Here is a 13901-nt window from a genome sequence, read left to right as displayed (position 1 = left end):
AAATCAATGTATTAATTTATTTTTCGCTTGTTTTTTCTGTCATCTGTAAATATGGCATGCTACCTGCATTGCTTTAAGGGTAGATGCCCACTCCAACCTCTTATGATAGCTTGTCTTCATAAACCTGGGAGTGACGCAGAGCCAATTTACAGTGTCTCTTGTCTATCTGACCGATAATCTTTTGGTTATCAACCAGCAGGCAAAACGTTGAGTGTGACACTAACCCATGTTGTCTAAGACCTGATTTTTTTTATACACTTGCCTTCACGGCAAGTGTTTTTTTTTGCCTGTCATTTACCGCCCATGTCACGCTGGCGGGCAAAAAAAAGGCCCACCTGAGCGGTGAGCCCTGGCAGATTGATCGCAGTTACTGCGCTGAATGATTAATGGTTAGCATCAGTCCCAGGCGACGCATTTCGGCGGCCTCTGCCGGTTGATGCAGTTTATCCAGCGCATCCGCCAGCCAGGCATAATCATAGGGGTCTGGTCGCTGATCCAGCGCCTGTTTAAAGGCTTCGCTGGCCTGTAACCATTCGCCATGCTTCAACAGAATTTGCCCCAGCGTGCTGGTAAGCAAAGGCGTTGCGCCCTGCTGTTTAATCGCCTGACGCAGAAACTTCTCGAGCTGTTCCGGGTTGCCAGAGCGCAATTTCGGCATCATCGCCACCAGACGTTCATCATAGTGGCGTTTCAGACCGTCGAGGATCACTTCCTGCGCCAAATCCTGGTCGTTGCACTTAATCAGCTGCACGGCCATGGCGACCTGCAAGGCGGCTTCATGACGGGTTTTTCGACTCTGGTTTTTCCACCAGCGCTTCAGACCTTCACTGCCTTCTTCAGCCATCAACTGATCCATCATGCCGATATAAGCCTGTTCCTGTACCCGCTGCAGCTGATCTTCATCGTAAATCTCGGCTTTCGAGATAGAAGGCAGAATTTCCAACAGGGAAGCGTAAGCTCCGGTACGCATATAAGCCTGCTCGGCCAGGCGCAAAATCTCCGGGTGGCGTGGCGACAACCCAAGCAGCCGGTCAACGCCATGGCGGGCGGCATGGATCTCTCCCTGCGCCAGTTGGATGCGTACGCGGGTGATATCCACCGGTAGCTGATCGGTATCGGCAATTTCAGCCGCCCGTTCCAGATACTGATTGGTACGGATCTCATCACCACGCTGCGATGCCGCCTCGGCTGCCAACAGATAGTTGACCATCGGTTGTTCGGCGTGGTCGGCATGGCGGGCCAGCAATTTTTCCATCTGACGATGGTCGCCTTCGGCCATTTTAATCATTGCCTGCCGGGTATGTTTACGGGCCTTGGAACTTTTGCGGCCGATAAACCAGCCGCGGGTGCGGGCACCGGTGCGGAAAATACGTCGTAGCAGCCACTCGATCAAAAACAGCACCACAAACAATACAATGGCCATAATCACCAGACCGGTGACGCTGGTTTCCACATTGTAGTTGTCGGTCTGGATTAATACATAGCCCTGGTGGCCGGCCAACATCGGGCCGACGACAATCCCGGCGATAACAAGCAGAAACAGCGCGAGAACACGTAGCATAGGTTATTCCCCCTGTGCGCTGGTAGTCGCAGCGGGTTGCTGAAGCAGATTACGCACACGCGTTTGCATCAGTTTTTCCAGCATTGGCTGGCTTTGCAACTGATCCGGGACATTCATGGAAACGGATTGCTGGCTTAACGCATCCAGATCGGCAAGAAAGGCCTTGGTGGTGGGGTCTGAGCCATCAAAATAGGCGCGCACCCAGGTGGATACGGTTTCCAGCGACTGTTTGTAGATTTCATTCTGATGGCGCGGTACCGCTTGGGCGGCAACCAGCAGGCGCGAACGAATGTTTTCGCGCAGATAGATATCCTGATTGGGTGCCAGCAACGGTTCGGCGCTGGTATCGCGACGGCGGATGGTGATGAAATCCGACATAAAGTTATGCCAGCTTTTGCTGAGATTCTGACGCCATTGGGCCAGCGAGCCTGAAAGCTCATCGCTGTCACTGTCCATCGGCGATTCATCATGGTTGTTATCAGCCAGGCGAAGATTGTCGACCTGATTGGACAACTGATTGACCTTGAGAATAATGCCGTCGAAATCCACCTGGGTTACCGCCGACAGACTGCCCACGTCGGCGTTGATCGCTTTGCGCACTTCAATCAGGCTGGGATCATTCATATCCGCCAGGCTGGCGTCGGCACTTTTCAGCAGCGCCGCGGCGGTGGTGACGTCCTGATCGCTCCACAGTTTTCTACCGGCCAGTTTCACCAGGAAGTCCGCCTGCGACAGCATCCAGGTTTTGGCATCGCTGCCGGAAATAGTGGCGACTTTATCCTGCAGTTCATTTAACTGATGGCTAAAGGCCGCCTGTTGCCGCGAGGCTTCTTGTCCGGCTTTATCCTGCTGGCCCAACAGCGTTGCAATCTGTTGTTTATCTTGCAGTTGGCTGTTCTTGAGATCGGCAAGTTGCGCCTGCAGCGCCTCATTGGCGGCGATTTCCGCTTTGGCCTGTTGATGTCCGTGATAATAAATTCCGGCACCAAGGGCAATCACCAGCGCAATGGCGATCGCGCCCAATATCGGTCCGCTGCGTTTCTCTTTGGGCACCGGTGCGCGGAAATCAGCATCTGGCTGTTGGGCGGTCTCAACCTTGATATGGTTGTCATCGACCTTTGCGGAAGGATTTTTTTGTTCCGTCATGTTGGCACATCCCTTAGTCAGGTTATTTTAATGCACGGATCAGCGCATCATTATCTGCGCTCTCTGCAACCCTGATGGTTTGCCAGCCAAGTTGGCGGGCCAGGGTTGCCAAACGTTCACTGACCACTACCAGCGTACAGCCCAAAAGCCAGGTGCTGCGATAGTAATCAGGAACTAACGTATATAACTGTTGTAACATTTCACCGCTGGTCACTACCAGAGTATCAACCCCGGCCCGCTGCCAGCTCGAGCTTTGTTCACTGCCGTGATAATAAATCGGGCTACGCCGGTAGCACTCACAATAGGTGACCTTGACGCCGCGCGCGGTAAGCGTTTCTGCCAGCAGCTCGCGACCACCGTCGCCGCGCAGGATCACTGCGCTACGGCCTTCCAGTTTCTGCAAGGCCGGTAACTGCAACATGGTTTCGCTGGTTTGGCCATCCTGCGGATAAATTATCGGCAGACTGCTGGCGCGATGCATCAGCAAGCCGGTCGTTCTTCCTATAGCATAATAGCTTACAAAGTCAGGCCAGGTTTGCCCCTGTTGACGTAGTGCGCGGTCGGCGTAGTTCACCGCAAACTGCGAAACAACAAAAACCAGATCCTGCGGCTGTAATGCCGAGAGCATTGCCGGCAATTGCGCAAGCTGGTCACCCGGTGAAAATTCAATCAACGGCGAGTGATAAGCAACCCTGCCCAGGGTACGCAGTCGCGCAACCAGCTGTTCTCCAGCCGGGGAGGGGCGGGTCACCAGAATAGTCATTTCGGGGTATTGCCCTGATAGACGGCCTGCAGGATCTCGCGTGCGCCGCCGTTTAGCAACTCTTCGGCCAGGTCGATACCCATGCTTTCGGCTTGTGCAGAAGGTCCGCGCCGTTCACCGCGCACCATTCGGCTACCGTCCGGCGCACCTACCAGTGCTCTCAGCCACAGGGTATCGCCCTCTAATTCGGCATAACTGCCAATGGGAACCTGGCAGCCACCTTCGAGACGCATATTCATTGCCCGCTCTGCGCTAACCCGCAATGTGGTTTCGCGATGGGCGAGGGGGGCCAACAGCTGACGGGTGTCGAGATCGTCGAGGCGACACTCAATACCGACCGCGCCCTGGCCAACGGCGGGCAGGCATTGTTGCGGACTCAGTGCGCAACGGATACGCGATTCCAGCCCCAGACGCTTGAGACCGGCGACGGCAAGGATAATGGCGTGATAGTCGCCGTTATCCAGTTTGGCCAGACGCGTGCCGACATTGCCGCGCAGATCGCGAATTTGCAGGTCCGGGCGCTGCTGGCGTAATTGGCATTGACGGCGCAGACTGGAGGTACCGATAATACTGCCCGCAGGCAGTTCATCCAGGCTGGAAAAGTGGTTGGATACCAGCGCATCACGGGGATCTTCGCGTTCGCAAATGGTAACCAGGCCGAGTCCCTCGGGGAATTCTACCGGCACATCTTTCATCGAGTGCACGGCAATATCTGCCCGACCTTCGAGCATGGCCAGCTCGAGTTCTTTAACGAACAAGCCCTTGCCGCCAACCTTTGCCAAAGGGGTATCGAGAATAATGTCACCACGGGTGACCATTGGCACAAGCTCGACCTGTAAATCGGGATGAAAGGCCTTCAGCTGGCTTTGAACATATTGTGCCTGCCACAAGGCCAAAGGGCTCTGACGAGTGGCAATTCGGATGATTTTGTCTAACATGCTTGTTACCATTTTGATATTTCGCCGACCATCCTACCACCGACAGTGGAAGGCTGTCAGCGATCGATAACGTAGTCAGAGGGGCGAAACGGTGTGGCAAGAAAATTTGTGGCCTGCCGTGACAGCAAGTAAAATGTAAAAGTGTGGAAGATTAATTGTGGTGCGTTACTTCCTTTACGGTCAATCAGCAAGGTGTTAAATTGATCACGTTTCCAGCAATATTCCGTCAAATACTTACTTCAAATTAAAGTTTCTTAAAACTAATGGCGGATTTGGTAACGGGGTTGTTTGTTGACACTGGAAAATCAGGCGAAAAGTCTTGTACCTCTACATCGAGACATTAAAGCAAAGATTGGATGCAATAAATCAGCTACGCGTCGACCGCGCGATAGCGGCTCAGGGGCCCGCTTTTCAGCAGGTCTATAGTTTGTTGCCCATCTTATTACATTATCATCATCCACTGATGCCGGGTTACCTCGAAGGTAAAGTGCCCCACGGCGTCTGTATTTTCACGCCTGATGCAAGCCAACAAAGCTACCTGGATGACCTCGAAGAAAAATGGGGCAGTCCCTTTGAACCGGTGATAAAAGGCGAATTGCCGATCACCGGCGTCTATACCATGGGCAGTACCTCCTCCATCGGCCAAAGCCAGACTTCTGACTTGGATATCTGGGTCTGTCATCAATCCTGGCTTGATAATGAAGAACGCAACCGTCTGCAGCAGAAATGCAGCCTGCTTGAACAGTGGGCCGCGTCGCTGGGCGTGGAAGTCAGCTTCTTTATGATTGATGAAAACCGCTTCCGTCATAATGAAAGCGGCAGTCTCAGCGGCGAAGACTGCGGCTCCATGCAACATATTTTGCTGCTCGACGAGTTCTATCGTACCGCCGTGCGTCTTGCCGGTAAGCGTATTCTGTGGAATATGGTGCCGGGCGAGGAAGAGGGCAACTATGACGAATACGTCCTTTCGCTCTATTCCCAGGGTGCATTAACGCCCAACGAATGGCTGGATCTCGGCGGTTTGAGTACGCTGTCTGCCGAGGAGTATTTCGGTGCCAGCCTGTGGCAACTGTATAAGAGTATCGACTCCCCCTATAAGGCGGTATTGAAGTCGATGCTGCTCGAAGCCTATTCCTGGGAATATCCCAATACCCAACTGTTGGCGATGGATATCAAACAGCGCCTGCATCAGGGGGAAATCGTCTGCTTTGGCCTCGATGCCTACTGCATGATGCTCGAGCGCGTAACCCGCTATTTAACCCAGATTGAAGATCACACCCGCCTTGATTTGGTGCGTCGCTGTTTCTATCTCAAAGTGTGCGAAAAACTCTCCAGACCGCGCGCGGCGGTGGGCTGGCGTCGTGAAGTATTGACCCAGTTGGTCAGCGAGTGGGGCTGGAGCGAAGAGCGTCTGGCGATCCTCGACAACCGCGCCAACTGGAAGATTGAGCGAGTGCGTGAAGCGCATAACGAACTGCTTGATGCCATGATGCAGAGCTACCGTAACCTGATCCGCTTTGCACGGCGCAATAACCTTAGCGTCAGCGCCAGTCCGCAGGATATCGGTGTGCTGACCCGCAAGCTGTATGCAGCCTTCGAAGCCCTGCCGGGGAAAGTGACGCTGGTCAACCCGCAGATTTCGCCGGATCTTTCCGAAGGCGATCTCACCTTTATTCATGTGCCCATTGGCCGCGCCAATCGCACTGGCTGGTATCTGTATAACCAGTCTCCGGTAATGGATGCCATTGTCAGCCATCAACCGCTGGAATATAACCGCTATCTCAACAAGCTGGTGGCCTGGGCCTATTTCAACGGCCTGCTGACCTCCGCGACGCGGCTGCATATCAAGAGCAGCAACTTGTGTGATATCGCCAAGTTGCGCGAACTGGTGGCCGATGTGTCGCAGCATTTCCCGCTGCGTCTGGCGGCACCGACGCCGAAAGCCTTATATAGCCCGTGCGAAATCCGCCATCTGGCGATTATCGTCAATCTCGAACATGATCCCACCGCGGCGTTTCGTAATCAGGTCGTGCACTTTGACTTCCGTAAGCTGGATGTTTTCAGCTTTGGTGAACAACAGCAATGCCTGGTCGGCAGCATCGATCTGCTTTATCGCAACTCGTGGAATGAAGTGCGTACGCTGCATTTTAACGGCGAGCAGGCGGTGCTGGAGGCGCTGAAAACCATTCTTGGCAAAATGCACCAGGATGCGGCGCCCCCTGAGGAAGTTGAGGTCTTTTGCTACAGTCAGCATCTGCGTGGCCTGATCCGTACCCGTATTCAACAACTGGTGTCGGAGTGTATTGAGCTGCGTCTGTCGAGCAAACGCCTTGAACCAGGTCGTTTTAAAGCGGTCAGGGTTTCCGGGCAGACCTGGGGACTGTTCTTTGAACGTCTGAGCGTCTCGGTGCAAAAGCTTGAAAACGCCATTGAGTTCTATGGGGCGATTTCCAACAATAAGCTGCACGGTTTATCGGTGAAAGTTGAAACCGACCAGGTACATTTACCTTCGGTGGTCGATGGCTATGCCAGCGAAGGCATTATTCAGTTCTTCTTTGAAGACAGTAATGATGATGGCGGCTTTAATATTTATATTCTCGATGAATCCAATCGCGTGGAGGTTTATCATCACTGCGAAGGCAGCAAAGAAGACCTGGTGCGCGACGTCAGCCGTTTCTATTCGTCCTCCCATGACCGTTTTACCTACGGCTCAAGTTTTGTGAATTTTAACTTGCCGCAGTTTTACCAGATTGTTCCCCTCGATGGGCGAACTCAGGTGATCCCATTTCGCACCAACGTGCTGTCTCACCTGTGCACCACTTCCCCGGACGGTGGCGCAGAACCCGCCAAATTGGCCCAGCAGTTTCAGCTGCACTGATACTGCTGCCGACCCAGTTTAAGGTTCAGGGGATCTCTGCCAGCGGCGAAGCGACTGTCAATTTTTGATAACCGATTCCTATTGCTTTTCAAGATCCACCTGCGATTATAGAGAGCTTGGATGGTGAATCGCAGATCCGCTTAAAATGAAAACGATCAAAATGAAAAATTCGCATATGAAAACAGCATTACGCTGGTCTTTGACCTCAATGGTCTTGTTTGTACTCTCTGGTTGTGGATTAAAAGGACCGCTGTATTTCCCCCCGGCGCAAAAGCCGGTCGCAGGTAAAACAGTTGTCACCAACGCTGCTGCTGACGGGCAAACCGGTGTCTCTCCGGACAAAAACGCGCAGAAAAACGGCACGATGCAACAGTTCTAACGGCGTTGCCGAATTGTTCTGTGCCAGAGGTTAACGCAGGCCGCTGGTGGCACGCTTTTAAGTCAGGGGATCATTGCGTTTGGTCATCGCCAGCGTGACTGAAGCTGCGGCTTCTACGCACAAGAGCCGATGACCAGAGGCCAAGCGGAGTAATATATGCAGTTCGCTAAAATGCACGGATTGGGCAACGATTTTATGGTTGTTGATGCCGTCACTCAAAATGTTTACTTCTCGCCCGAATTGATCCGCCGCCTTTCCGATCGCAACCGTGGCGTAGGCTTCGACCAACTGCTGGTGGTTGAGCCTCCTTACGATCCCGAATTGGATTTCCATTACCGCATCTTCAATGCCGACGGCAGCGAAGTGATGCAGTGTGGCAACGGCGCCCGTTGTTTTGCCCGTTTTGTGCGTATTAAAGGGTTGACCAATAAGCGCGATATTCAGGTGAGCACGCAAAATGGACGGATGACCTTGACGGTCACCGAGGATGAGCTGGTGCAGGTGAATATGGGTGAACCCATCTTCGAACCGCAGCAGATCCCGTTCCGCGCACCCAAGGCAGAAAAAACCTATATTTTACGCGCAGAAGAGCACACCGTACTTTGTGGTGTGGTCTCCATGGGCAACCCGCACTGTGTGCTGCAGGTTGACGACGTGGTCACCGCCAGCGTGGAACAAATTGGCCCGCTGCTGGAAAGCCATGAGCGTTTTCCCGAGCGCGTCAACGTCGGTTTTATGCAGGTGGTTGATCGTAACAGCGTTAAACTGCGGGTTTATGAACGCGGTGCAGGAGAAACTCAGGCTTGCGGTAGCGGAGCCTGTGCAGCAGTGGCCATTGGTATCCAGCAAGGGCTACTTGCCGAAGAGGTTCAGGTGGAACTGCCAGGCGGCAGTCTCGACATTCGCTGGAAAGGACCGGGACATCCGTTGTATATGACCGGCCCGGCTACCCATGTTTATGACGGATTTATTCATCTATGAACAATCTTGATGGTCAGGTTGCAAGCATCACCGAACTCGACGATGAATTGGTAATGCAGTATTTGCTGCAACACCCGGATTTCTTTATCAGAAATGCCCGCAGCGTAGAGCAAATGCATGTCCCGCATCCGGTGAAAGGCAGTATCTCACTGGTTGAGTGGCAACTCGGACGTCAGCGACATCAGATTGCGCAGTTAGAAGAAGAAATTACCCTGCTGATGGAACAGGCGACGATCAACGAAACTCTGTTTGCCCGCTTGATCGAGCTGCAAACCAATCTGGCCGATGCTTCCAGCCTGCAGGATATGCTTAATCGTCTGCAACGCTGGGGGCGGGGTTTTGGTTTGGCGGGTGCCAATGTGCGCTTGTTTAACGAAAGCTGGCGCATTGGTGCTCCTTCCGATTTTACCCATCTGGGGCTGTCTCGCAGCGCTTTTGAAGCATTGCGCATTCAGCGACTTGGCGATAAGCATCACTTCCTCGGTAGCCTTAATGGGCCAGAGTTGTTGCTGGTTTTGCCACAGGCCAGGCAGGTCGGGTCAGTTGCGCTGTCGCTACTCGGCGAGAATGGCGAGTTGGGAATGCTGATTTTCAGCAGCCGTGACCCGCAACACTACCAGCCGGGTATGGGTACGGTGATGCTTAACCAACTGGCAAGAATGTTGCCTGGGCTGCTGTCACGCTGGATCGAACGCATATGACCCCCGGCGACTCGCCACTGCTCCCTGCGGTCGAGGCATTTTTACGGTATTTACGGGTTGAGCGCCAGCTCAGTCCACTGACACAAAGCAGTTATCACCATCAGCTACAGGCACTGATAGTCATGGCCGATGCGCTGCCGCTTACCGACTGGCGCGATCTGGATGCACCAAAAGTCAGAATGCTCACCGCACGCAGCAAACGCGCCGGTCTGGGGGCCGCCAGTCTGGCACTGCGCCTGTCGGCATTACGCAGTTTCCTTGACTGGCAGGTGCATCAGGGTATCTTGCACGCCAATCCGGCGAAAGGCATCTCCACCCCGCGTGCGCCGCGTCATCTGCCAAAAAATATTGATGTTGATGAAGTCAATAAATTGCTGGATATCGACAGTAACGATCCACTGGCGGTGCGCGATCGCGCCATGCTGGAAATCATGTACGGCGCGGGTCTGCGTCTGTCGGAGCTGGTGGGTATTAACCTGAGTCATATCGATTTACCCTCTGGTGAAGTCTGGGTAATGGGTAAGGGCAGCAAAGAGCGCAAATTGCCGATTGGCCGCACGGCGGTTCTGTGGATAGAACACTGGCTGGCACTGCGCGACCTGTTTGGCCCACAAGATGATGCCCTGTTTTTATCCAATCAGGGGCGGCGTATCTCCACCCGCAACGTGCAAAAACGTTTTGCCGAGTGGGGGGTAAAGCAGGGGGTGAACAGTCATATTCATCCGCATAAACTGCGTCACTCCTTTGCCACTCATGTGCTGGAGTCGAGTGGCGATCTGCGTGCGGTACAAGAATTATTGGGCCACGCCAATCTCTCCACCACCCAGATCTATACCCACCTCGACTTTCAGCATTTGGCGTCGGTGTACGATGCTGCCCACCCCCGCGCTAAACGAGGAACATCCTGATGAAGTTTTACCGCGCCCGCCAACAGATTGAGGCGATAACCTTCGACCTCGACGATACGCTTTATGATAATGGCCCGGTGATCCGCCGCACTGAAGCGGAAACCATGCAGTTTTTGCGTCAGTACCATCCGGCGATGGCCGATATAGATGCCCAGGAGTGGAGGGATGTGCGCGCAGAACTGCTGGCCCGCGATGCGGAAATTTGTCATGACGTCACCGCCTGGCGGCATCAGGCACTCTATTGCGCCATGTTACGCCGCGGTTTGCCCGAAGAGCAGGCGCGGGTCGGTGCCGAGGCGACCATGCAGCATTTTGCCCACTGGCGTAGCCAGATCGATGTGCCGCAGGAAACCCACGATACCCTGAAGTTACTGGCGACCCGTTGGCCGTTGGTGGCCATCACCAACGGCAATGCCAACCCCGATCTTATCGGCCTGTCCGACTATTTCCAGTTTACCCTGGTGGCCGGTCGTGATGGCCGATCCAAACCTTGGGACGATATGTACCAACTGGCAGCAGAACGTCTGCAACTGCCACTGGCGCATATTCTCCACGTCGGCGATGACCTGACCACCGACGTGGCCGGTTCGGTTCGCTGCGGCATGCAATCCTGCTGGATCAATCTGCGCGCCGGCAATCTGATGCAGATTGGCGACAGCCGCCTGTTGCCGCATATGGAGATCTCGCAGCTCGCCTCGCTGACCCTGTTGCGCTAACCGTCCCCGCCCCTGGAGAAGGCCAGGCTGTGCCTCTGCAATGGCCGACCATTTAGGTGTATAATTCGCGCAGCTAGCCTTCTTGATAAAAATACTGTATATAATAACAGTAAAACTTCGCGGGTGGCAGGAACTTAAGGCTCCTCACCCCTGTATGTCTTTCTTTACCCGGACAAACGGTGCTTATGGACGTTTCTGACCTGCTCGACAGCCTGAATGAAAAACAACGCGAAGCCGTAGGGGCCAAACGCTGCAACCTGCTGGTATTGGCCGGTGCGGGCAGCGGTAAAACCCGTGTTCTGGTGCATCGTATTGCCTGGCTGTTATCGGTTGAAAACTGTTCTCCCTATTCCATTATGGCGGTGACCTTTACCAACAAGGCCGCGGCTGAAATGCGCCATCGTATCGAGCAATTGATTGGCACCAGCCAGGGCAGCATGTGGATCGGTACCTTCCATGGTCTGGCGCACCGCTTGCTGCGCGCACACCATCTTGACGCCAATTTGCCGCAGGATTTTCAGATCCTCGACAGCGACGATCAGCTGCGCCTGCTCAAGCGCATTGTCAAAGCGCTGAATATTGACGACAAGCAGTGGCCGCCGCGTCAGGCGATGTGGTACATCAACGGCAAAAAAGATGAAGGCCTGCGGCCACAGCATATTGAAAGCTATGGCAACCCTATTGAAGCCACCTGGTTGCGTATCTATCAGGCCTATCAGGAAGCCTGCGACCGTGCCGGACTGGTGGATTTTGCCGAACTGTTGCTGCGCGCCCATGAGCTGTGGCTGAATAAACCGCATATTCTGCAGCACTATCGCGATCGTTTTACCAACCTGATGGTCGACGAATTCCAGGATACCAACAGCATTCAATACGCCTGGATCCGTCTGCTGGCCGGTGAAAACAACAATGTGATGATCGTCGGCGACGATGACCAGTCGATTTACGGCTGGCGCGGTGCGCAGGTGGAGAATATCCAGCGTTTCCTTAAGGACTTCCCCGGTGCCGAAACCATCCGTCTCGAGCAGAACTACCGCTCAACCAGCACCATTTTGACCGCCGCCAACGCCTTGATTGCCAATAACAACGGACGCATGGGCAAAAACCTGTGGACCGAGGGGGTCGAGGGCGAACCCATCTCCCTGTACTGCGCCTTTAACGAACTGGACGAGTCGCGGTTTGTGGTCAGCCGCATCAAGGCCTGGCAAGACAACGGCGGGGCGTTAAACGATTGTGCCATTCTGTATCGCAGCAACGCCCAGTCGCGCGTACTGGAAGAAGCGCTGCTGCAAATGGCGATGCCTTATCGCATTTATGGCGGCCAGCGCTTCTTTGAACGTCAGGAAATCAAAGACGCTTTGGCTTATCTGCGCCTGATGGCCAACCGCAATGACGATGCCGCCTTTGAACGCGTGGTCAACACCCCGACGCGCGGCATTGGCGATCGTACGCTGGACGTCGTGCGCCATGCCGCCCGCGATCGGCAACTGACCATGTGGCAGGCCACGCGCGAATTATTGCAGGAGAAAGTCCTCGCCGGACGCGCCGCGGGCTCACTACAACGCTTTATCGAACTGGTCGATGCCCTGGCCCATGAAACGGCGGATATGCCGTTGCATGTGCAGACCGATCGAGTGATCAAAGATTCCGGCCTGTTTATTATGTATGAGCAGGAGAAAGGCGAGAAAGGCCAGGCTCGTATTGAAAACCTTGAAGAACTGGTCACCGCAACACGCCAGTTCAGTTACCAGGACGAAGATCAGGACCTGATGCCGTTACAGGCCTTTCTCTCCCATGCCGCGCTGGAAGCCGGAGACGGACAGGCGGATGCCTATCAGGACGCGGTACAGTTGATGACCCTGCACTCCGCCAAAGGGCTGGAGTTCCCGCAGGTGTTTATCGTCGGTATGGAAGAGGGGATGTTCCCGAGCCAAATGTCGCTGGATGAAGGCGGACGTCTTGAGGAAGAGCGGCGCCTGGCCTACGTGGGGGTCACCCGCGCTATGCAAAAACTGACGCTGACCTATGCCGAAACTCGCCGTCTTTACGGCAAAGAGGTTTACCATCGTCCGTCGCGCTTTGTCGGTGAGTTGCCGGAGAACTGCGTGGAAGAGGTGCGTTTGCGCGCCAGCGTTTCACGCCCGGTCAACCATCGCCGTATGGGCACGCCAGTCAATGAAAATGACAGCGGCTTTACCCTGGGGCAACGGGTGCGTCACCCGAAATTTGGTGAAGGCACTATCGTCAACCTCGAGGGCAGCGGCGAGCACAGCCGTCTGCAAGTCGCTTTCCCTGGTGAGGGCATCAAGTGGCTGGTTGCCGCCTATGCCCGCCTGGAGGCGGTGTGATCTAAGGGTTGTGCCGGTTATCCGCTGTTTGTGCGCCTGCTGCCGGAGACGATATTGACTCCGGCAGTGGGCGTAGTGTTAAAACGCCAGCTTGTCGCCAACTTTTGCCTGCGCATACCAGGCCAGCGTCTCCTGAACATCGTCCTGGCCTTCCACCGGGCTGCCCGGGAAACTATCCTGCTCGGTCACCGGGCGATAGGCACCCTGTTTGACTTCAAAAATCACCCCGCCCTTATCCAGTGACAGCACGCTGTGCCAGGTGTTGGCGGATATTTCCAGCAGACGCGTCTCTTCGCCGAGCAGCAGTCGGTCAATGACTTCTCCTTTTTCATCATACACCAGGACCACAAAACGCCCGGCCAGTGCGGTCAGCATTTCCCAGGTGTGGGGATGGCGATGAATACGCACATAAGTACCCGGCTCCATGGCGATTGCCAGCCGTTGCACCTCATCACTGACATCGGGATGGAGGTTCAGGTTGCTGCGCAGGCGAGGAGATTGGGCGGCAACCTGTGCCAGTTGGGTCAGGGTGTTACGGTCGATCTGCTTAATCATTATCAATCCTGAAAATAGCGTCAAAAA

Annotated in this window: 12 protein-coding genes; 7 read left to right on the top strand and 5 right to left on the bottom strand. The window is 54.5% G+C overall.

What is annotated here, in order from left to right; translation table 11 throughout:
- Positions 1–367: 367 nt before the first annotated feature.
- From hemY to hemC, 4 genes are read right to left on the bottom strand one after another with little or no spacing between them, the layout of a single operon-like run.
- Positions 368–1561: a protoheme IX biogenesis protein HemY gene (gene hemY / locus GW590_RS22845; RefSeq protein WP_169405387.1), complete on the bottom strand. Its 1194-nt coding sequence runs from the start codon at positions 1559–1561 to the stop codon at positions 368–370.
- Between the two features lie 3 nt (positions 1562–1564).
- Entirely contained in the window at positions 1565–2707 is a 1143-nt protein-coding gene (gene hemX / locus GW590_RS22840) for a uroporphyrinogen-III C-methyltransferase (protein WP_169405386.1), read from the bottom strand.
- Positions 2708–2729: 22 nt separating this feature from the next.
- A complete protein-coding gene (gene hemD / locus GW590_RS22835) occupies positions 2730–3470 on the bottom strand; it encodes a uroporphyrinogen-III synthase (RefSeq protein ID WP_169405385.1) in 741 nt (246 codons plus the stop codon).
- Positions 3467–4408, bottom strand: coding sequence for a hydroxymethylbilane synthase (gene hemC / locus GW590_RS22830; RefSeq protein ID WP_169405384.1), 942 nt, complete (start codon positions 4406–4408; stop codon positions 3467–3469). Before hemC ends, hemD begins: the two co-directional genes overlap by 4 nt.
- A gap of 319 nt (positions 4409–4727) precedes the next feature.
- On the opposite strand from hemC, the gene GW590_RS22825 reads away from it, so the two are divergent.
- The 7 genes from GW590_RS22825 (at position 4728) to uvrD (ending at position 13319) form a co-directional block, all read left to right on the top strand.
- Positions 4728–7286, top strand: a complete 2559-nt coding sequence (locus GW590_RS22825; RefSeq protein WP_169405383.1) for a class I adenylate cyclase — start codon at positions 4728–4730, stop codon at positions 7284–7286.
- 175 nt (positions 7287–7461) lie between these two features.
- Positions 7462–7665: an LPS translocon maturation chaperone LptM gene (lptM, locus tag GW590_RS22820; RefSeq protein WP_169405425.1), complete on the top strand. Its 204-nt coding sequence runs from the start codon at positions 7462–7464 to the stop codon at positions 7663–7665.
- A gap of 156 nt (positions 7666–7821) precedes the next feature.
- On the top strand, positions 7822–8646 hold the full coding sequence (dapF, locus tag GW590_RS22815; RefSeq protein ID WP_169405382.1) for a diaminopimelate epimerase: 825 nt from the start codon (positions 7822–7824) through the stop codon (positions 8644–8646).
- Positions 8643–9347, top strand: coding sequence for a DUF484 domain-containing protein (locus GW590_RS22810; RefSeq protein ID WP_169405381.1), 705 nt, complete (start codon positions 8643–8645; stop codon positions 9345–9347). The genes dapF and GW590_RS22810 overlap by 4 nt, the downstream gene beginning before the upstream one ends.
- The gene (gene xerC, locus GW590_RS22805) at positions 9344–10255 is read left to right on the top strand and encodes a tyrosine recombinase XerC (protein ID WP_169405380.1); all 912 of its coding nucleotides are present in this window, start codon (positions 9344–9346) and stop codon (positions 10253–10255) included. The genes GW590_RS22810 and xerC overlap by 4 nt, the downstream gene beginning before the upstream one ends.
- Entirely contained in the window at positions 10255–10971 is a 717-nt protein-coding gene (gene yigB, locus GW590_RS22800; RefSeq protein WP_169405379.1) for a 5-amino-6-(5-phospho-D-ribitylamino)uracil phosphatase YigB, read from the top strand. The genes xerC and yigB overlap by 1 nt, the downstream gene beginning before the upstream one ends.
- A 185-nt stretch (positions 10972–11156) precedes the next feature.
- Complete coding sequence (gene uvrD / locus GW590_RS22795; protein ID WP_169405378.1) at positions 11157–13319, top strand: DNA helicase II; 2163 nt, start codon at positions 11157–11159, stop codon at positions 13317–13319.
- A gap of 78 nt (positions 13320–13397) precedes the next feature.
- Here uvrD and GW590_RS22790 read toward each other — a convergent pair whose 3' ends face one another.
- Complete coding sequence (locus tag GW590_RS22790; RefSeq protein WP_169405377.1) at positions 13398–13874, bottom strand: WbuC family cupin fold metalloprotein; 477 nt, start codon at positions 13872–13874, stop codon at positions 13398–13400.
- Positions 13875–13901: the final 27 nt, after the last annotated feature.

Source organism: Rouxiella aceris (genome assembly GCF_012933545.1).
Classification (GTDB): domain Bacteria; phylum Pseudomonadota; class Gammaproteobacteria; order Enterobacterales; family Enterobacteriaceae; genus Rouxiella; species Rouxiella aceris.
The sequence above is the reverse complement of the archived record's forward strand: the minus strand, read 5'-3'. Positions and strand labels throughout refer to the sequence as shown.

Bases quoted from the DNA above. Each gene is read 5' to 3' on its own strand.
- GW590_RS22790 (WP_169405377.1), bottom strand. From the start codon at position 13,874: ATGATTAAGCAGATCGACCGTAACACCCTGACCCAACTGGCACAGGTT.
- xerC (WP_169405380.1), top strand. From the start codon at position 9,344: ATGACCCCCGGCGACTCGCCACTGCTCCCTGCGGTCGAGGCATTTTTA.
- hemX (WP_169405386.1), bottom strand. From the start codon at position 2,707: ATGACGGAACAAAAAAATCCTTCCGCAAAGGTCGATGACAACCATATC.
- hemY (WP_169405387.1), bottom strand. From the start codon at position 1,561: ATGCTACGTGTTCTCGCGCTGTTTCTGCTTGTTATCGCCGGGATTGTC.
- hemC (WP_169405384.1), bottom strand. From the start codon at position 4,408: ATGTTAGACAAAATCATCCGAATTGCCACTCGTCAGAGCCCTTTGGCC.
- lptM (WP_169405425.1), top strand. From the start codon at position 7,462: ATGAAAACAGCATTACGCTGGTCTTTGACCTCAATGGTCTTGTTTGTA.
- GW590_RS22810 (WP_169405381.1), top strand. From the start codon at position 8,643: ATGAACAATCTTGATGGTCAGGTTGCAAGCATCACCGAACTCGACGAT.
- yigB (WP_169405379.1), top strand. From the start codon at position 10,255: ATGAAGTTTTACCGCGCCCGCCAACAGATTGAGGCGATAACCTTCGAC.
- dapF (WP_169405382.1), top strand. From the start codon at position 7,822: ATGCAGTTCGCTAAAATGCACGGATTGGGCAACGATTTTATGGTTGTT.
- hemD (WP_169405385.1), bottom strand. From the start codon at position 3,470: ATGACTATTCTGGTGACCCGCCCCTCCCCGGCTGGAGAACAGCTGGTT.
- uvrD (WP_169405378.1), top strand. From the start codon at position 11,157: ATGGACGTTTCTGACCTGCTCGACAGCCTGAATGAAAAACAACGCGAA.